Genomic DNA, 17,238 nt, shown 5'->3' with positions numbered 1-17,238 from the left:
ATCGGAACAAGCCACGGGCACCCTGCGGCCTCCCCGGCCGTTCACACAACGTCGGCCGGGGGCGGTACCGTTCGGTAACGGGTGGCCCCGGCCGCCGCCCGACCAGCGTCAGTCGCACGAGACGGAGTGGCACCGGATGCAGCACGCAGTGGGGTCTCCGCTGCCGCCGCCCCATCAGCCGGGGCACGGACCAGCCACCGGCTGGTCCCCGGCCGCACACCACCCGAGCGGTCCGCCGCCGGGTGCCGCGCCGGGCGGCCCACCGCCTCCCGCGCCTGGCTTCGCCGGCGCCCCGCACCCACCGGGCACGGCCCCGCATCCGCAGGGACCGGGCCCGCATCCGCAGAGCCCGGCCCCGCGCCCGCACGCCCCGGTGCCGGGAGCCCCGCAGCACCATCACGTGCCGGGTGGTGCCCCCGTGCCGCCGACCCCGGACACGACCGGCCACATCCAGCTGCCGCCCGGCGGCCCCGTCGCCATGCCGAGCCCCCCGCCCGGCACGGCCCAGGCCGACAGCGGCGCCACCACCCTCGCCGTCCTCCTGATCGGCCCCGCGGGCGCGGGCAAGACGAGCGTCGCCAAGTTCTGGGCGGAGCACCGCCGGGTGCCGACCGCCCACATCAGCCTCGACGACGTACGCGAATGGGTCCGCTCGGGGTTCGCGGACCCCCAGTCCGGCTGGAACGACCACTCCGAGGCGCAGTACCGCCTGGCCCGCCGCACCTGCGGCTTCGCCGCACGGAACTTCCTGGCCAACGGCATCTCGTGCATCCTCGACGACGCGGTCTTCCCCGACCGCCCGGTCGTCGGCCTCGGCGGCTGGAAGCGCCACGTGGGTCCAGGGCTGCTGCCGGTGGTCCTGCTGCCCGGCCTGGAGATCGTCCTGGAGCGCAACGCCGAGCGCAGCGGCAATCGCCGCCTCACGGACGAGGAAGTGGCCCGCATCCACGGCCGCATGGCGGGCTGGTACGGCTCGGGGCTTCCCATCATCGATAATTCCCAGCTGGACGTTCCCGCCACCGCCCGCGTCCTGGACGACGTGCTCGCACGCTCCATCGCGAGCCCGCCGCAGTGGTAGGCCCGACCGCTTCCGCATACCCCCCGGGATGCCCCCAGGTATGCCCTTGACCGCTCGGTCGGACGCGCTGAACCGGCCGTCCCGCGCCGCCGCTCGTAGGCTCGTGCCATGTCAGAGGTGTACGCGGCCCGCCGTGAGCGGCTGAGGGAGCGCTGTGCCGCGGGTGGCAGCGCGTCGGCGTTGGTGTCCCGTCCCGCCAACGTGCGGTATCTCGCGGGAGCGGCGCCGCACGGCTCCGTGCTCCTGCTGGGCAGCAGCGAGGATCTGCTGCTGTGCGGCGGTCCGCTCGGTGACGGGCAGGGCGAGGGGAGACCCGACGCGGGGCTGCGGGTGCAGCTGCTCGACGCGTCAAGTGGGGATCCGGCCGTCGCGGGTGCCGATCTCGCGGCCGCGCAGGGTGCCGACTCGCTGGCCATCGAGGAGCACGACCTCACGGTCGCCCGGCACCGCGCCCTTGGATCCGTCGCGCCGCGGCTGCGGCTGGCGGACCTCGGGGGAGCGGTCGAACAACTGCGCCTCGTCAAGGACGAGGAGGAGATCTCCTGCCTGCGGATCGGCTCCGAGATCGCCGACCAGGCGCTCGGTGAGCTGCTCGAATCCATTCTGGTGGGGCGTACGGAACGCCATCTCGCCCTGGAACTCGAGCGCCGTCTCGTGGACCACGGCGCGGACGGGCCCGCCTTCCCGACCTCCGTGGGCACCGGGCCGAACTCCGGCCGCGGCCTCCACCGGCCGTCGGACCGGCGAGTGGAGGAGGGAGATTTCCTCTCCGTGTGCCTGGGGGCGAGTTATCGCGGCTACCTTTGCGAGATCGGACGTACGTTCGTCATCGGTACGTCTCCCGCGGACTGGCAGATCGATCTCTACGACCTCGTCTTCGCCGCTCAGCGGGCGGGCAGGGAGGCTCTCGCACCAGGTGCGGCCTACCGTGACATCGACCGTGCGGCACGCCACGTACTGGACTCCGCAGGGTATGCGGACGGTCTCCCTGCGTTGATGGGGCACGGGGTGGGGCTCGAAATCGACGAGGACCCGCAGTTGGCGCCCGCGGCCATGGGTAAACTGGACGCTTGCGTGCCGGTCACCGTCGAACCGGGGGTTCACATCCCGGGACGGGGTGGTGTCCGGATCGATGACACGCTCGTCGTGCGCCCCGAGGCGGACGGCGGACCCGAGCTACTCACCATCACGACCAAGGAGCTGCTCGCGCTCTAGCTTTTCGAGCTGTGCGCGCGCGCCGGGGTCGTCCACGTCAGTCCAGGAGATTCCGCAACCGTGGCTTCCACGAACGACCTCAAGAACGGCCTGGTGCTCAAGCTCGACGGGGGCCAGCTCTGGTCCGTCGTCGAGTTCCAGCACGTCAAGCCCGGCAAGGGCCCCGCCTTCGTGCGCACCAAGCTCAAGAACGTGCTGTCCGGCAAGGTCGTCGACAAGACCTTCAACGCCGGCGTCAAGGTCGACACGGCGACGATCGACAAGCGCGACATGCAGTTCTCCTACATGGACGGCGACTACTTCGTCTTCATGGACATGGAGACGTACGACCAGCTGCACGTCGACCGCAAGTCCGTCGGTGACGCCGCCAACTTCCTGATCGAGGGCTTCACGGCATCCGTCGCGCAGCACGACGGCTCGGTCCTCTTCGTCGAGCTGCCCGCCGCGGTCGAGCTCGTCATCCAGGAGACCGAGCCCGGTGTCCAGGGCGACCGCTCCACCGGTGGCACCAAGCCCGCGACGCTGGAGACCGGCCACCAGATCCAGGTCCCGCTCTTCATCACCACGGGCGAGAAGATCAAGGTCGACACCCGTGACAGTGGCTACCTCGGCCGGGTGAACAGCTAACCGTGGCTGCTCGTAATACGGCCCGCAAGCGCGCCTTCCAGATCCTCTTCGAGGCCGACCAGCGTGGTGCCGACGTAGTGACGGTCCTCGCGGACTGGGTGCGTCACTCGCGGTCCGACACCCGGCAGCCGCCGGTGAGCGAGTTCACGATGGAGCTGGTCGAGGGGTACGCGGAGCACGCGCGCCGCATCGACGAGCTGATCTCGCAGTACGCCGTCGCGTGGACCCTGGACAGGATGCCGGTTGTCGACCGCAACATCCTGCGGCTCGGTGCCTACGAGCTGATCTGGGTCGACGGGACGCCGGACGCCGTGGTCATGGACGAGTCCGTGCAGCTCGCCAAGGAGTTCTCCACGGACGACTCGCCGTCCTTCGTGAACGGACTGCTCGGCCGCTTCAAGGACCTGAAGCCGACCCTGCGCCGCGACGAGGCGTAAGGCCGCGACACCACGCGAGGCGCGAGCCTCCCATGCCGCTCAGAGGGCCCGCAGCGACGCGCTGCGGGCCCTCTGGCGCTCCCTGGGATCCCTGGGGCCTCTGTGCCCTCTGAGGGCACAGAGGCGTACGCAGAACGCCGGGGTGGCCGGAACCCGATCGGTTCCGGCCACCCCGGCGTTACGTTTCTGCTCAGCTCTCCCTTGAGGGATCAGACGTCGTCGTGGGCGACGGCGCGGCGCGCGTCCGCGTCCAGGACGCCCCAGCTGATCAGCTGCTCGGTGAGAACCGAGGGCGACTGGTCGTAGATCACGGCGAGAGTGCGCAGGTCGTCCTGGCGGATCGAGAGCACCTTGCCGTTGTAGTCACCGCGCTGCGACTGGATCGTGGCCGCATATCGCTGCAGCGGTCCCGCCTTCTCGGCCGGGACGTGCGCCAGGCGCTCGAGGTCGAGCACGAGCTTGGGCGGCGGTTCGGCCGCACCGCCCGGGGCGGTGCCGGGCAGCAGTTCCTGAACCGGGACTCCGTAGAAGTCCGCCAGCTCGGCGAGGCGCTGTACGGTCACGGCGCGGTCGCCGCGTTCGTACGAACCGACCACGACCGCCTTCCAGCGTCCCTGGGACTTTTCCTCGACACCGTGGAGGGAAAGGCCCTGCTGGGTACGGATTGCACGGAGCTTGGCCCCGAGCTGTTTGGCGTATTCGCTGGACATATAGCTCCCCGGACGAAGAACGGTAACTCACTGTGAGGTTACGCAGCGTTACTTGGGTGCGTCAAGCCGAATGGTCCGTACCGCCCCCTCCGAGGGGGGTCGTGACCGGGGGTGTTGCCGGTGCTGGTAACGTGGATGGCGCAATTTCGACGTCCTTTAAGGTCCGTCCCGTGAGGCGGAGAAGGAGGTCCGTTTCATATGGACTCGCACGACACGAACGAATCCGATGTCGCCCGGCCCGTGCTCGAAGGCCCGGACATCGCACGGGTGTTGACCCGTATCGCACACGAGATCGTCGAGCGCGCCAAAGGCGCCGAAGACGTGGTGCTGCTCGGCATTCCCACCCGCGGTGTCTTCCTCGCCCGGCGCCTCGCCGAGAAGCTCGAAGAAATCACCGGACGCACGATCCCGGTTGGCTCACTCGACATCACGATGTACCGCGACGATCTGCGCATGCACCCGCCGCGCGCACTCGCCCGCACCGAGATCCCCGGTGACGGCATCGACGGCCGCCTCGTCGTCCTCGTCGATGACGTGCTCTTCTCCGGCCGCACCATCCGCGCGGCCCTCGACGGCCTGAACGACATCGGCCGTCCGCGCGCCGTGCAGCTCGCCGTCCTCGTCGACCGCGGCCACCGCGAACTTCCGATCCGCGCCGATTACGTCGGCAAGAACCTCCCCACGTCGCTGCGGGAGACGGTCAAGGTCCAGCTCGCCGAGGAGGACGGCCGCGACGCCGTGCTGCTCGGCGCCAAGCCCGCTTCCGCGTAGGCCCGGCTTCCCCCACGGGGCGCCGGGGCACACCCCTGCGCGCCCGCGTGCCCGCACACCTCCACATGACGGAGTACACCCAGATGATGCGACACCTCATCTCGGCCGCCGACCTCACCCGCGACGACGCCGTTCTCATCCTCGACACCGCCGAGGAGATGGCCCGGGTCGCCGACCGGCCGATCAAGAAGCTTCCCGCCCTGCGCGGCCGCACGATCTGCAATCTGTTCTTCGAGGACTCGACCCGGACCCGGATCTCCTTCGAGGCCGCCGAGAAGCGCCTCTCCGCCGACGTCATCAACTTCGCAGCCAAGGGGTCCAGCGTCTCCAAGGGCGAGTCCCTCAAGGACACCGCCCAGACCCTGGAGGCGATGGGCGTCGACGCCGTCGTCATCCGGCACGGCGCGTCCGGCGCCCCCTACCGCCTCGCCACCTCCGGCTGGATCGACGCCCCGGTGATCAATGCCGGCGACGGCACCCACCAGCACCCTACGCAGGCACTGCTCGACGCCTTCACCATGCGGCGCCGCCTCGTCGGCAGGGACGCGGGCCTGGGCAAGGACCTGAACGGCAAGCGCATCACGCTCGTCGGCGACGTCCTGCACAGCCGGGTCGCGCGCTCGAACGTCGACCTCCTGCACACCCTGGGCGCCGAGGTCACCCTCGTCGCCCCGCCCACGCTCGTGCCGGTCGGCGTGGACACCTGGCCCTGCGACGTCTCGTACGACCTGGACCGCGTGCTCCCGAAGTCCGACGCCGTGATGATGCTGCGCGTGCAGCGCGAGCGCATGAACGCCGCGTTCTTCCCGACCGAGCGCGAGTACTCGCGCCGCTACGGCCTCGACGGCGAGCGCATGGCGAAGATGCCCGAGCACGCCATCGTGATGCACCCGGGACCGATGGTCCGCGGCATGGAGATCACCGCCGAGGTCGCCGACTCCGACCGCTGCACGGTCATCGAGCAGGTGGCCAACGGCGTCCACACCCGCATGGCCGTCCTCTACCTGCTCCTGGGCGGCAACGAACCCGCCGTCACCCACACCCGCCCCACCGCCTCAGAGGAGAAGTAAGACCATGAGCAAGACCCTGATCCGTGGTGCGAGGGTCCTCGGCGGCGAGCCCCAGGACGTCCTGATCGACGGCGAGGCGATCCTTGAGGTGGGGACCGGCATCGAGGCCGGTGACGACGTGACCGTCGTCGAGGCCGAGGGCAAGATCCTGCTGCCCGGCCTCGTCGACCTCCACACCCACCTGCGCGAGCCCGGCCGCGAGGACTCCGAGACCGTCCTGACCGGCACACGCGCCGCCGCGTCCGGTGGCTACACCGCCGTGTTCGCCATGGCCAACACCTTCCCCGTCGCCGACACCGCCGGCGTCGTCGAGCAGGTCTACCGCCTCGGCCAGGAGGGCGGATACGCGGACGTCCAGCCGATCGGCGCCGTCACCGTCGGCCTGGAGGGCAAGAAGCTCGCCGAGCTCGGCGCCATGCACGAGTCCGCGGCCGGTGTCACCGTCTTCTCCGACGACGGCAAGTGCGTCGACGACGCCGTGATCATGCGCCGTGCCCTGGAGTACGTGAAGGCGTTCGGCGGCGTGGTCGCCCAGCACGCGCAGGAGCCGCGCCTCACCGAGGGCGCCCAGATGAACGAGGGCATCGTCTCCGCCGAGCTCGGTCTCGGCGGCTGGCCCGCCGTCGCCGAGGAGTCGATCATCGCGCGTGACGTGCTGCTCGCCGAGCACGTCGGTTCGCGGGTGCACATCTGCCACCTGTCGACAGCGGGCTCCGTCGAGATCGTGCGCTGGGCCAAGTCGCGCGGCATCGACGTGACCGCGGAGGTCACCCCGCACCACCTGCTCCTGACCGACGAGATGGTCCGCTCGTACAACCCGGTCTACAAGGTCAACCCGCCGCTGCGCACCGAGCGCGACGTCATGGCCCTGCGCGAGGCCCTGGCCGACGGCACGATCGACATCGTCGCCACCGACCACGCCCCGCACCCGCACGAGGACAAGGACTGCGAGTGGGCCGCGGCCGCCATGGGCATGGTGGGCCTGGAGACCGCGCTCTCCGTCGTCCAGCAGACGATGGTCGAGACGGGCCTGCTCAACTGGGCCGCGGTCGCCGACCGGATGTCCGTCAAGCCCGCCGAGATCGGCCGGGCGAAGGGCCACGGACGCCCCGTCTCGGCAGGTGAGCCCGCGAACCTCACGCTCCTCGATCCGGCTTACCGTGGTGTCGTGGACCCCGCGGGCTTCGCCTCGCGCAGCGGCAACACCCCCTATGAGGGCCGGGAGCTGCCGGGCCGCGTGACACACACGTGGCTGCGGGGCCGCGCCACGGTCGTCGACGGGAAGCTCGCGTGACATCTCTGATCTCCGCGGCCGCAGGAAATGCCGCCGCAATCGCCGCCGAGAAGAAGTCGGCCGACGTGACGGACTGGGCCGCCCGCGCGGGCTGGGTCGTCGGCCTGCTGCTCTTCATCGCGCTCGTCTACTGGCTGATGCGCGAGGGCTGGAAATGGCGCGGCACGCTCCAGGGCGACCTGCCGGAGCTGCCCAGCGCGCCGAGCGAGCCGGGCCCGGCGAAACTTGAGCTGAGCGGCCGCTACCACGGCTCCACGACGGCAGGGCAGTGGCTCGACCGCATCGTGGCGCACGGCCTCGGTACCCGCAGCCGTGTGGAACTGACGCTCACGGACGCGGGCCTCGATGTCGTACGCCCCGGGGCAGCCGACTTCTTCGTCCCGGCCGCACAGCTGCGCGAGGCCCGCCTCGACAAGGGCATCGCGGGAAAGGTCCTCGCGGAGGGCGGTCTGCTGATCGTCACCTGGGAGCACGGCGAGAAGCGACTCGACTCGGGCTTCCGCTCGGACCACGCGGCCGAGCAGGCCGGGTGGGTCGAGGCCATCAACAACATGATCAATACGACCAGCACGACGGAAGGCACCGCACGATGACGACCTCCACAAGGGGAGCCAGCAAGGTTCCCGCCGTACTCGTCCTGGAGGACGGCCGCATCTTCCGCGGCCGTGCCTACGGGGCCGTGGGGGAGACCTTCGGCGAAGCGGTGTTCTCCACCGGCATGACCGGCTACCAGGAGACCCTCACCGATCCCTCGTACCACCGCCAGGTCGTCGTCATGACGGCCCCGCACGTCGGCAACACGGGCGTGAACGACGAGGACGATGAGTCCGCCCGCATCTGGGTCTCCGGCTACGTCGTGCGCGACCCCGCGCGCGTGCCGTCGAACTGGCGCGCCAAGCGCACCCTCGACGAGCAGCTCGTGAACCAGGGCGTCGTCGGCATCTGCGGCATCGACACCCGCGCCCTCACCCGTCACCTGCGCGAGCGCGGCGCGATGCGCGTCGGCATCTTCTCCGGCGAGGCCTCCGCCGGCGTCGGCGACGACGCCCTGCTCGCCAAGGTGCGGGCATCCCCGCAGATGAAGGGCGCCGACCTCTCCGCCGAGGTGGCCACCAAGGAGACGTACGTCGTCCCCGCGATCGGCACCAAGAAGTTCACGGTCGCCGCCGTGGACCTCGGCATCAAGGGCATGACCCCGCAGCGCATGGCCGAACGCGGCATCGAGGTGCACGTCCTGCCCGCCACCGCCACGGTGGAAGACGTGTACGCGGTCAACCCGGACGGCGTGTTCTTCTCCAACGGCCCCGGCGACCCGGCCACCGCGGACCACCCCGTCTCCGTCATGCGGGGCGTGCTCGAACGCAAGACGCCGCTGTTCGGCATCTGCTTCGGCAACCAGATCCTCGGCCGCGCCCTCGGCTTCGGCACGTTCAAGCTGAAGTACGGCCACCGCGGCATCAACCAGCCGGTGCAGGACCGCACCACCGGCAAGGTCGAGGTCACCGCGCACAACCACGGCTTCGCCGTCGACGCGCCCCTCGACAAGGTCTCGGACACCCCCTTCGGGCGCGCCGAGGTCTCCCACGTATGCCTCAACGACCAGGTGGTGGAGGGGCTTCAGCTGCTCGACCAGCCGGCCTTCAGCGTCCAGTACCACCCCGAGGCGGCCGCGGGCCCGCACGACGCCGCGTACCTCTTCGACCGCTTCGTATCCCTGATGACCGCAGAAGGAGCCCAGCGTGCCTAAGCGCACCGATATCCAGTCCGTCCTGGTCATCGGCTCCGGCCCGATCGTCATCGGCCAGGCAGCGGAGTTCGACTACTCCGGCACCCAGGCCTGCCGCGTCCTGAAGGCCGAGGGCCTGCGCGTCATCCTGGTGAACTCCAACCCGGCGACGATCATGACCGACCCGGAGATCGCCGACGCCACGTACGTCGAGCCGATCACCCCCGAGTTCGTCGAGAAGATCATCGCCAAGGAGCGCCCCGACGCGCTGCTGCCGACCCTCGGCGGCCAGACCGCGCTCAACACCGCGATCTCCATGCACGAGCAGGGCGTCCTGGAGAAGTACGGCGTCGAGCTCATCGGCGCCAACGTCGAGGCGATCAACAAGGGCGAGGACCGCGACCTCTTCAAGGGCGTCGTCGAAGAGGTCAACAAGAAGATCGGGCACGGCGAGTCCGCCCGCTCGTACATCTGCCACTCCATGGACGACGTCCTCAAGGGCGTCGACGAGCTGGGCGGCTACCCCGTCGTCGTCCGCCCCTCCTTCACCATGGGCGGCGCCGGTTCCGGCTTCGCGCACGACGAGGAGGAGCTGCGCCGCATCGCGGGGCAGGGCCTCACGCTCTCGCCGACCACCGAGGTGCTCCTCGAGGAGTCCATCCTCGGCTGGAAGGAGTACGAGCTGGAGCTGATGCGCGACAAGAACGACAACGTCGTGGTCGTCTGCTCCATCGAGAACTTCGACCCGATGGGTGTGCACACCGGCGACTCGATCACCGTCGCGCCCGCGATGACGCTGACCGACCGCGAGTACCAGACCCTGCGTGACGTCGGCATCGCGATCATCCGCGAGGTCGGCGTCGACACCGGCGGCTGCAACATCCAGTTCGCCATCGACCCGACGGACGGCCGGGTCATCGTCATCGAGATGAACCCGCGCGTCTCGCGGTCATCCGCGCTCGCGTCGAAGGCCACCGGCTTCCCGATCGCGAAGATCGCCGCGAAGCTGGCCGTCGGCTACACGCTTGACGAGATCCCGAACGACATCACCGAGAAGACCCCGGCCTCTTTCGAGCCGACGCTCGACTACGTGGTGGTCAAGGCCCCGCGTTTCGCCTTCGAGAAGTTCCCCTCGGCGGACTCGACCCTGACGACCACCATGAAGTCGGTCGGCGAGGCCATGGCGATCGGCCGCAACTTCACGGAGGCGCTGCAGAAGGCGCTGCGGTCCCTGGAGAAGAAGGGTTCGCAGTTCACCTTCGTGGGCGAGCCCGGTGACAAGGCGCAGCTCCTGGCCGAGGCCGTCCGGCCGACCGACGGACGCATCAACTCCGTCATGCAGGCCATCCGCGCCGGCGCGACGCCGGAAGAGGTCTTCGAGTCCACGAAGATCGACCCGTGGTTCGTCGACCAGCTCTTCCTGATCAAGGAGATCGCGGACGAGCTGACCGCCGCCGAGCGCCTGGACGCCGAACTCCTCGCCGAGGCCAAGCGGCACGGCTTCTCCGACGCCCAGATCGCCGAGATCCGCGGCCTGCGCGAGGACGTCGTGCGCGAGGTCCGGCACGCCCTCGGGGTCCGCCCGGTCTACAAGACGGTCGACACCTGCGCCGCCGAGTTCGCCGCCAACACGCCGTACTTCTACTCCTCGTACGACGAGGAGAACGAGGTCGCCAAGCGTGAGAAGCCCGCGGTCATCATCCTGGGCTCGGGCCCCAACCGCATCGGCCAGGGCATCGAGTTCGACTACTCCTGCGTCCACGCCTCCTTCGCGCTGAGCGACGCGGGCTACGAGACCGTGATGGTCAACTGCAACCCGGAGACCGTCTCCACGGACTACGACACCTCCGACCGTCTGTACTTCGAGCCGCTGACGCTCGAGGACGTCCTGGAGATCGTCAACGCCGAGGCGCAGGCAGGGCCGATCGCGGGCGTCGTCGTCCAGCTCGGCGGCCAGACCCCGCTCGGCCTCGCGCAGGCGCTCAAGGACAACGGCGTCCCGGTCGTGGGCACACCGCCCGAGGCCATCCACGCCGCCGAGGACCGCGGCGCCTTCGGCCGGGTGCTCGCCGAGGCCGGTCTCCCCGCGCCCAAGCACGGCACCGCCACCACCTTCGACGAGGCCAAGGCCATCGCCGACGAGATCGGCTACCCCGTCCTCGTCCGCCCGTCGTACGTGCTCGGCGGCCGCGGCATGGAGATCGTGTACGACGAGACCCGCCTCTCCGCGTACATCGAGGAGTCGACCGAGATCAGCCCCTCGCGTCCGGTGCTCGTCGACCGCTTCCTCGACGACGCGATCGAGATCGACGTGGACGCGCTCTACGACGGCCACGAGCTCTACCTCGGCGGTGTCATGGAGCACATCGAGGAGGCCGGTATCCACTCCGGCGACTCCGCGTGCGCGCTGCCCCCGATCACGCTCGGCGGCCACGACATCAAGCGCCTGCGGGCCTCCACGGAGGGCATCGCCAAGGGCGTCGGCGTGCGCGGTCTCATCAACATCCAGTTCGCGATGGCCGGGGACATCCTCTACGTCCTGGAGGCCAACCCGCGTGCCTCGCGCACCGTCCCCTTCACCTCGAAGGCCACCGCGGTGCCGCTGGCCAAGGCCGCCGCGCGCATCTCGCTCGGCGCGACCGTCGCGGAGCTGCGCGCCGAGGGCATGCTCCCGGCGACCGGTGACGGCGGCACGCTGCCGATGGACGCGCCGATCTCGGTGAAGGAGGCCGTCATGCCGTGGTCGCGCTTCCGCGACATCCACGGGCGTGGCGTCGACACCATCCTCGGCCCGGAGATGCGCTCCACCGGTGAAGTCATGGGCATCGACTCGGTGTTCGGCACGGCGTACGCCAAGTCGCAGGCGGGGGCGTACGGTCCGCTGCCGACCAAGGGCCGTGCCTTCATCTCCGTCGCCAACCGCGACAAGCGTTCGATGATCTTCCCGGCGCGTGAACTGGTCGCGCACGGCTTCGAGTTGCTCGCCACGTCCGGCACGGCCGAGGTGCTCAAGCGCAACGGCATCAACGCCACGGTCGTGCGCAAGCAGAGCGAGGGCGAGGGCCCGAACGGCGAGAAGACGATCGTCCAGCTCATCCACGACGGCGCGGTCGACCTCATCATCAACACCCCGTACGGCACGGGTGGCCGCCTCGACGGCTACGACATCCGTACGGCCGCCGTGTCCCGCTCCGTGCCCTGCCTGACCACGGTCCAGGCGCTCGCCGCCGCCGTCCAGGGCATCGACGCGCTCAACCACGGGGACGTGGGCGTCCGTTCGCTCCAGGAACACGCGGAGCATCTGACCGCGGCCCGCGACTAGCAGCCCACCAGGGGGACACCGATCCGGTGTCCCCCTTCTGCTGAGGACCCCGATGAGGACCCCGAGGACATCTCCATGTACAAATTCTTCTTCAACCTCGTCTTCAAGCGCATGGACCCGGAGCAGGCCCACCACATGGCCTTCCGCTGGATCCGGCTCGCGGCCCGCGTCCCGGTGCTGCGCACCTTCGTCGCGGCCGTGCTCGCGCCGCGCCACGAGGAGCTGCGCACCGAGGCCTTCGGCCTTCGGATGCACGGGCCCTTCGGGCTCGCGGCGGGCTTCGACAAGAACGCCGTCGCGATCGACGGCATGTCGATGCTGGGCTTCGACCACATCGAGATCGGCACCGTCACGGGGGAGCCGCAGCCCGGCAACCCCAAGCAGCGTCTCTTCCGCCTCGTACCGGACCGTGCGCTGATCAACCGCATGGGCTTCAACAACGAGGGCTCGGCGGCCGTGGCCGAGCGCCTGGGCGCCCGCAGGGCCGTCTTCAAGACGGTCGTGGGCGTCAACATCGGCAAGACCAAGGTCGTCCCCGAGGAGGAGGCCGCCGCCGACTACGTGAAGTCGACCGAGCGGCTCGCCGCCCACGCCGACTACCTCGTGGTGAACGTGTCGTCCCCGAACACCCCGGGCCTGCGCAACCTCCAGGCCACGCAGTCGCTGCGCCCGCTGCTCACCGCCGTACGCGAGGCGGCCGACCGCAGCGTCACCGGGCGGCGCGTGCCGCTCCTCGTGAAGATCGCCCCCGACCTCGCGGACGAGGACATCGACGCGGTGGCCGACCTGGCCGTCGACCTCGGCCTCGACGGCATCATCGCCACGAACACGACCATCGCGCGCGAGAGCCTCGGTCTGCTCTCCGAGGCGTCGCTCCACGGAGAGACCGGCGGACTGTCCGGAGCGCCCCTCAAGGAGCGCTCCCTGGAGGTCCTGCGCCGCCTCTACGCGCGCGTGGGCGACCGCGTCACGCTGGTGGGCGTCGGCGGGGTCGAGAACGCCGAGGACGCCTGGCAGCGGATCCTCGCGGGCGCCACCCTGGTGCAGGGCTACAGCGCGTTCATCTACGAAGGGCCCTTCTGGGGCCGCGCGATCCACAAGGGCCTCGCCGCCCGTCTGAACACCTCCCCGTACGCCACGCTCGCCGAGGCCGTCGGCGCAGACGCAAGGAAGCCCGAATGACCAGCAAGAGTGCCCTCGAACCCTTCGGTACGCGCCTTCGCCGGGCCATGGACGAGCGCGGGCCGCTCTGCGTCGGCATCGACCCGCACGCGTCCCTGCTGTCCGCCTGGGGCCTGAACGACGACGTCGCGGGCCTGGAGCGGTTCACCGCGACCGTCGTCGAGGCGCTGGCCGGCACGGTGGCGGTCTTCAAGCCGCAGAGCGCGTTCTTCGAGCGCTTCGGCTCGCGCGGCATCGCCGTCCTGGAGAAGGCGGTCCAGGAGCTTCGCGCGGCCGGGGCCCTGGTGGTCATGGACGCCAAGCGCGGTGACATCGGCTCGACGATGGCCGCGTACGCGGAGACCTTCCTGCACAAGGACTCGCCGCTGTTCAGCGACGCCCTCACGGTCTCGCCCTACCTCGGCTACGGCTCGCTGAAGCCGGCCGTCGACCTCGCGCGCGAGAACGGCACCGGGCTCTTCGTGCTCGCCCTCACCTCCAACCCCGAGGGCGCCGAGGTGCAGCACGCGGTGCGCGAGGACGGCCGCACGATCGGCGCGACGATGCTCGGGCACCTGGCGGCCGAGAACGCGGGTGCGCAGCCCCTGGGGTCCTTCGGGGCCGTCGTCGGGGCGACGCTGGGGGACCTCTCCTCGTACGACCTCGCGGTCAACGGTCCGCTGCTCGCCCCCGGCATCGGTGCGCAGGGTGCCACCCCGGCGGATCTGCCGGGCGTCTTCGGAGACGTCGTACGCAACGTGGTGCCCAGCGTCAGCCGGGGTGTCCTGCGCGAGGGTCCCGATGTCGTGGGCCTGCGGGTCGCGGCGAGCCGGTTCGCGGACGAGATCCGTGAGGCCGTCGCCTCGGCATGAGGTGTCCGTGGCGGTGCCCGGAGGGTGTTTTTCCGCCTCCGAAGGACGTGTCCGGCCACGTCCTTACGTTTCACTGATGGCTCACCAGGCCAAATCCGGGGTGAAATGCCCGAAATGCACACCTCGGTAGAGGCTGACCAGGACTTTTCGTCTGTTCTCGCTGACTCTGGCGGCCATGCCCGCTAGTCTCCGACGAGAGCGAACGGGCAAGCGCGTTGCACGTTGCTCACCAGGTGTGGGGCGACTAGGTTCCTCACCGGTCCGTATCCGACAGTTCGACATCCGAGGTGACGTAGGCGTGGCTCTTCCGCCCCTTACCCCTGAACAGCGCGCAGCCGCGCTCGAAAAGGCCGCCGCGGCTCGCCGGGAGCGGGCCGAGGTCAAGAATCGACTCAAGCACTCCGGCGCCTCGCTTCACGAGGTCATCAAGCAGGGTCAGGAGAACGATGTCATCGGCAAGATGAAGGTCTCCGCTCTCCTGGAGTCCCTGCCGGGCGTGGGCAAGGTCCGCGCCCGGCAGATCATGGAGCGTCTTGGCATCTCCGAAAGCCGCCGTGTGCGCGGTCTCGGCTCCAACCAGATCGCCTCCTTGGAGCGTGAGTTCGGTGGTGGCGCTGCCTGACGTTCTCAGGCACTCCTGAGAACCTGGATAATCGCTGCATGGCTGCAACATCCCGGGGGACGACCCCCGTGCCCCCGGACGTACGTCCGCGGCTGACCGTGCTCTCCGGCCCCTCCGGGGTCGGCAAGAGCACGGTCGTCGCTCATATGCGCAAGGAACACCCCGAGGTCTGGCTCTCGGTCTCGGCCACCACGCGGAAGCCGCGCCCCGGCGAGAAGCACGGTGTCCACTACTTCTTCGTCTCCGACGAGGAGATGGACAAGCTGATCGCCAACAGCGAGCTGCTGGAGTGGGCCGAGTTCGCGGGCAACCGCTACGGCACGCCTCGTGGTGCCGTCCTCGAGCGCCTGGAGGCGGGTGAGCCCGTCCTCCTGGAGATCGACCTGCAGGGCGCACGCCTGGTCCGCGAGTCGATGTCCGAGGCGCAGCTGGTCTTCCTCGCCCCGCCGAGCTGGGAGGAGCTGGTCCGCCGGCTCACCGGCCGGGGGACCGAGGAGCCCGTGGTGATCGAGCGCAGGCTCGCCGCGGCAAAGATCGAACTCGCCGCCGAGGCGGAGTTCGATACGACCCTGGTCAATACCTCCGTCGAGGATGTAGCGCGCGAGCTGCTAGCCTTGATGAAAGTTGTTTGATCTTCTTCATCCTCAGTAATCCCGGATTGGTCTTCTCTCTCCATTCGAAGATCAATCCCCATCGGAAGGCAGAGAGTGTCCTCTTCCATCACTGCGCCCGAGGGCATCATCAACCCGCCGATTGATGAGCTCCTCGAAGCGACCGACTCGAAGTACAGCCTCGTGATCTACGCCGCCAAGCGCGCGCGCCAGATCAACGCGTACTACTCGCAGCTCGGTGAGGGCCTGCTGGAGTACGTCGGCCCGCTGGTGGACACCCACGTCCACGAGAAGCCGCTCTCGATCGCGCTCCGTGAGATCAACGCCGGTCTGCTGACGTCCGAGGCCATCGAGGGCCCGGCCCAGTAGTCGCGTCGTCTCGTCAGTCGCATTTCTTCACCACAGGCCCGGCAGCGCGACTGCCGGGCCTGTGGTGTGTCATGGAGTCGTACGTTTCCCCGGTGCGGGGAGCCGAGTGCGGGGAGGCACGGACCGTGGACAAGCCCAAGGTCGTTCTGGGGGTCAGTGGCGGAATCGCCGCGTACAAGGCCTGTGAGCTGCTGCGGCGGCTGACCGAGTCGGGTCATGACGTACGCGTCGTGCCGACCGGGTCGGCACTGCACTTCGTGGGGGCGGCCACGTGGTCGGCCCTGTCCGGCAACCCGGTCTCGACCGAGGTCTGGTCGGACGTCCACGAGGTGCCGCACGTACGGATCGGGCAGTCCGCGGACGTCGTGATCGTCGCCCCGGCGACGGCCGACATGATGGCGAAGGCGGCCCACGGCCTCGCCGACGACCTCCTGACGAACACGCTCCTCACCGCCCGCTGTCCGGTGATCTTCGCGCCCGCCATGCACACGGAGATGTGGGAGCACCCGGCCACGCAGGAGAACGTCGCCACGCTGCGCCGCCGAGGCGCCCTCGTCATCGAGCCCGCCGTCGGCCGCCTCACGGGCGTGGACACGGGCAAGGGCCGATTCCCGGATCCGGTGGAGCTCTTCGAAGTCGTACGTCGTGTCCTGGCGCGCGACGGCGCGGCCCAGGACCTCACGGGTCGGCACGTCGTCGTCAGCGCGGGCGGTACGCGCGAGCCGCTCGACCCGGTCCGTTTCCTGGGCAACCGTTCCTCCGGCAAGCAGGGGTACGCGCTCGCCCGCAGCGCGGCGGCGCGCGGCGCCCGGGTCACGCTGGTGTCGGCGAACGCGGCCCTCCCCGCGCCCGCGGGCGTCGACGTCCTGGCCGTAGGCACCGCCGTCCAGCTCCGTGAAGCGGTCATCAAGGCCGCGGCGGACGCCGATGCCGTGGTGATGGCGGCGGCCGTGGCCGATTTCCGCCCGCAGACGTACGCGGCAGGAAAGATCAAGAAGAAGGACGGCCAGGAACCGGCGCCCATCGCCCTGGTCCGCAACCCCGACATCCTCGCCGAGATCGCCGGCGAGAGGCCGCGCCCCGGCCAGGTCGTCGTCGGCTTCGCCGCCGAGACGGACGACGTGCTCGCCAACGGCCGCGCCAAGCTGGAACGCAAGGGTTGCGACCTGCTCGTCGTCAACGAAGTGGGCGAGCGCAAGACGTTCGGCTCCGAGGAGAACGAGGCGATCGTGCTCGGCGCGGACGGCAGCGAGACCCCCGTGCCGTACGGACCCAAGGAAGCGCTCGCGGACACGGTCTGGGATCTGGTGGCTGAACGCCTGCCGAAGAATTCCTGAAAAAGATCCGGCGATC

The 17,238-nt window shown here is 69.8% G+C and carries 17 protein-coding genes; 16 read left to right on the top strand and 1 reads right to left on the bottom strand.

The annotated features are described in order from the left end of the window. The first annotated feature begins 136 nt into the window (after positions 1 to 136). The 4 genes from ACFVXC_RS36860 to nusB all read left to right on the top strand — a co-directional run bounded on the left by ACFVXC_RS36860 (position 137) and on the right by nusB (position 3,357). A complete protein-coding gene (locus ACFVXC_RS36860) occupies positions 137 to 1,078 on the top strand; it encodes a Pro-rich N-terminal domain-containing protein (RefSeq protein ID WP_389914791.1) in 942 nt (313 codons plus the stop codon). Positions 1,079 to 1,186: 108 nt separating this feature from the next. Next, positions 1,187 to 2,293 (top strand): M24 family metallopeptidase, encoded by a 1,107-nt coding sequence (locus tag ACFVXC_RS36855; RefSeq protein WP_389914789.1) that lies wholly within the window; start codon positions 1,187 to 1,189, stop codon positions 2,291 to 2,293. A gap of 60 nt (positions 2,294 to 2,353) precedes the next feature. Further along, complete coding sequence (gene efp, locus ACFVXC_RS36850; protein WP_389914786.1) at positions 2,354 to 2,920, top strand: elongation factor P; 567 nt, start codon at positions 2,354 to 2,356, stop codon at positions 2,918 to 2,920. Between the two features lie 2 nt (positions 2,921 to 2,922). Next, positions 2,923 to 3,357, top strand: coding sequence for a transcription antitermination factor NusB (nusB, locus tag ACFVXC_RS36845; protein WP_389914783.1), 435 nt, complete (start codon positions 2,923 to 2,925; stop codon positions 3,355 to 3,357). Positions 3,358 to 3,566: 209 nt separating this feature from the next. On the opposite strand, the gene bldD is transcribed toward nusB, so the two are convergent. Next, complete coding sequence (gene bldD / locus ACFVXC_RS36840; RefSeq protein WP_135330908.1) at positions 3,567 to 4,067, bottom strand: transcriptional regulator BldD; 501 nt, start codon at positions 4,065 to 4,067, stop codon at positions 3,567 to 3,569. 198 nt (positions 4,068 to 4,265) lie between these two features. Here bldD and pyrR point away from each other — a divergent pair, with 198 nt between their 5' ends. The 12 genes from pyrR to coaBC all read left to right on the top strand — a co-directional run bounded on the left by pyrR (position 4,266) and on the right by coaBC (position 17,222). After that, positions 4,266 to 4,838 carry a bifunctional pyr operon transcriptional regulator/uracil phosphoribosyltransferase PyrR gene (gene pyrR / locus ACFVXC_RS36835; protein WP_160503767.1) on the top strand — a complete coding sequence of 191 codons (573 nt, stop codon included), beginning with the start codon at positions 4,266 to 4,268 and terminating at the stop codon, positions 4,836 to 4,838. Positions 4,839 to 4,921: 83 nt separating this feature from the next. Further along, on the top strand, positions 4,922 to 5,908 hold the full coding sequence (locus ACFVXC_RS36830) for an aspartate carbamoyltransferase catalytic subunit (RefSeq protein ID WP_389914914.1): 987 nt from the start codon (positions 4,922 to 4,924) through the stop codon (positions 5,906 to 5,908). A 4-nt stretch (positions 5,909 to 5,912) separates the two neighbouring features. Then, positions 5,913 to 7,202, top strand: a complete 1,290-nt coding sequence (locus ACFVXC_RS36825) for a dihydroorotase (protein WP_389914779.1) — start codon at positions 5,913 to 5,915, stop codon at positions 7,200 to 7,202. Then, complete coding sequence (locus tag ACFVXC_RS36820) at positions 7,199 to 7,795, top strand: hypothetical protein (protein ID WP_389914777.1); 597 nt, start codon at positions 7,199 to 7,201, stop codon at positions 7,793 to 7,795. The genes ACFVXC_RS36825 and ACFVXC_RS36820 overlap by 4 nt, the downstream gene beginning before the upstream one ends. Continuing rightward, positions 7,792 to 8,949 carry a glutamine-hydrolyzing carbamoyl-phosphate synthase small subunit gene (carA, locus tag ACFVXC_RS36815; protein WP_389914774.1) on the top strand — a complete coding sequence of 386 codons (1,158 nt, stop codon included), beginning with the start codon at positions 7,792 to 7,794 and terminating at the stop codon, positions 8,947 to 8,949. Before ACFVXC_RS36820 ends, carA begins: the two co-directional genes overlap by 4 nt. After that, entirely contained in the window at positions 8,942 to 12,250 is a 3,309-nt protein-coding gene (carB, locus tag ACFVXC_RS36810) for a carbamoyl-phosphate synthase large subunit (RefSeq protein WP_389914771.1), read from the top strand. Before carA ends, carB begins: the two co-directional genes overlap by 8 nt. A 75-nt stretch (positions 12,251 to 12,325) precedes the next feature. Beyond that, positions 12,326 to 13,432, top strand: a complete 1,107-nt coding sequence (locus ACFVXC_RS36805; protein WP_389914768.1) for a quinone-dependent dihydroorotate dehydrogenase — start codon at positions 12,326 to 12,328, stop codon at positions 13,430 to 13,432. Then, positions 13,429 to 14,283 carry an orotidine-5'-phosphate decarboxylase gene (pyrF, locus tag ACFVXC_RS36800; protein ID WP_389914766.1) on the top strand — a complete coding sequence of 285 codons (855 nt, stop codon included), beginning with the start codon at positions 13,429 to 13,431 and terminating at the stop codon, positions 14,281 to 14,283. The genes ACFVXC_RS36805 and pyrF overlap by 4 nt, the downstream gene beginning before the upstream one ends. Before the next feature lie 298 nt (positions 14,284 to 14,581). Beyond that, entirely contained in the window at positions 14,582 to 14,905 is a 324-nt protein-coding gene (locus ACFVXC_RS36795) for an integration host factor (RefSeq protein WP_389914763.1), read from the top strand. A gap of 38 nt (positions 14,906 to 14,943) precedes the next feature. Next, complete coding sequence (gmk, locus tag ACFVXC_RS36790; RefSeq protein WP_389914760.1) at positions 14,944 to 15,537, top strand: guanylate kinase; 594 nt, start codon at positions 14,944 to 14,946, stop codon at positions 15,535 to 15,537. Positions 15,538 to 15,612: 75 nt separating this feature from the next. After that, a complete protein-coding gene (gene rpoZ, locus ACFVXC_RS36785; RefSeq protein ID WP_005319902.1) occupies positions 15,613 to 15,885 on the top strand; it encodes a DNA-directed RNA polymerase subunit omega in 273 nt (90 codons plus the stop codon). A gap of 71 nt (positions 15,886 to 15,956) precedes the next feature. Continuing rightward, positions 15,957 to 17,222, top strand: a complete 1,266-nt coding sequence (gene coaBC, locus ACFVXC_RS36780) for a bifunctional phosphopantothenoylcysteine decarboxylase/phosphopantothenate--cysteine ligase CoaBC (protein ID WP_389914757.1) — start codon at positions 15,957 to 15,959, stop codon at positions 17,220 to 17,222. Positions 17,223 to 17,238 lie beyond the last annotated feature (16 nt).

Source organism: Streptomyces sp. NPDC058257, from assembly GCF_042881845.1.
Taxonomy (GTDB): Bacteria; Actinomycetota; Actinomycetes; order Streptomycetales; family Streptomycetaceae; genus Streptomyces.
The sequence above is the reverse complement of the archived record's forward strand: the minus strand, read 5'-3'. Positions and strand labels throughout refer to the sequence as shown.

What these genes read in the sequence shown, in the direction of transcription:
- ACFVXC_RS36855 (WP_389914789.1), top strand. Translation starts at nt 1,187, where the DNA reads ATGTCAGAGGTGTACGCGGCCCGCCGTGAGCGGCTGAGGGAGCGCTGT.
- ACFVXC_RS36825 (WP_389914779.1), top strand. Translation starts at nt 5,913, where the DNA reads ATGAGCAAGACCCTGATCCGTGGTGCGAGGGTCCTCGGCGGCGAGCCC.
- bldD (WP_135330908.1), bottom strand. Translation starts at nt 4,067, where the DNA reads ATGTCCAGCGAATACGCCAAACAGCTCGGGGCCAAGCTCCGTGCAATC.
- ACFVXC_RS36860 (WP_389914791.1), top strand. Translation starts at nt 137, where the DNA reads ATGCAGCACGCAGTGGGGTCTCCGCTGCCGCCGCCCCATCAGCCGGGG.
- ACFVXC_RS36830 (WP_389914914.1), top strand. Translation starts at nt 4,922, where the DNA reads ATGATGCGACACCTCATCTCGGCCGCCGACCTCACCCGCGACGACGCC.
- ACFVXC_RS36805 (WP_389914768.1), top strand. Translation starts at nt 12,326, where the DNA reads ATGTACAAATTCTTCTTCAACCTCGTCTTCAAGCGCATGGACCCGGAG.
- pyrF (WP_389914766.1), top strand. Translation starts at nt 13,429, where the DNA reads ATGACCAGCAAGAGTGCCCTCGAACCCTTCGGTACGCGCCTTCGCCGG.
- gmk (WP_389914760.1), top strand. Translation starts at nt 14,944, where the DNA reads ATGGCTGCAACATCCCGGGGGACGACCCCCGTGCCCCCGGACGTACGT.
- coaBC (WP_389914757.1), top strand. Translation starts at nt 15,957, where the DNA reads ATGGAGTCGTACGTTTCCCCGGTGCGGGGAGCCGAGTGCGGGGAGGCA.
- carA (WP_389914774.1), top strand. Translation starts at nt 7,792, where the DNA reads ATGACGACCTCCACAAGGGGAGCCAGCAAGGTTCCCGCCGTACTCGTC.
- pyrR (WP_160503767.1), top strand. Translation starts at nt 4,266, where the DNA reads ATGGACTCGCACGACACGAACGAATCCGATGTCGCCCGGCCCGTGCTC.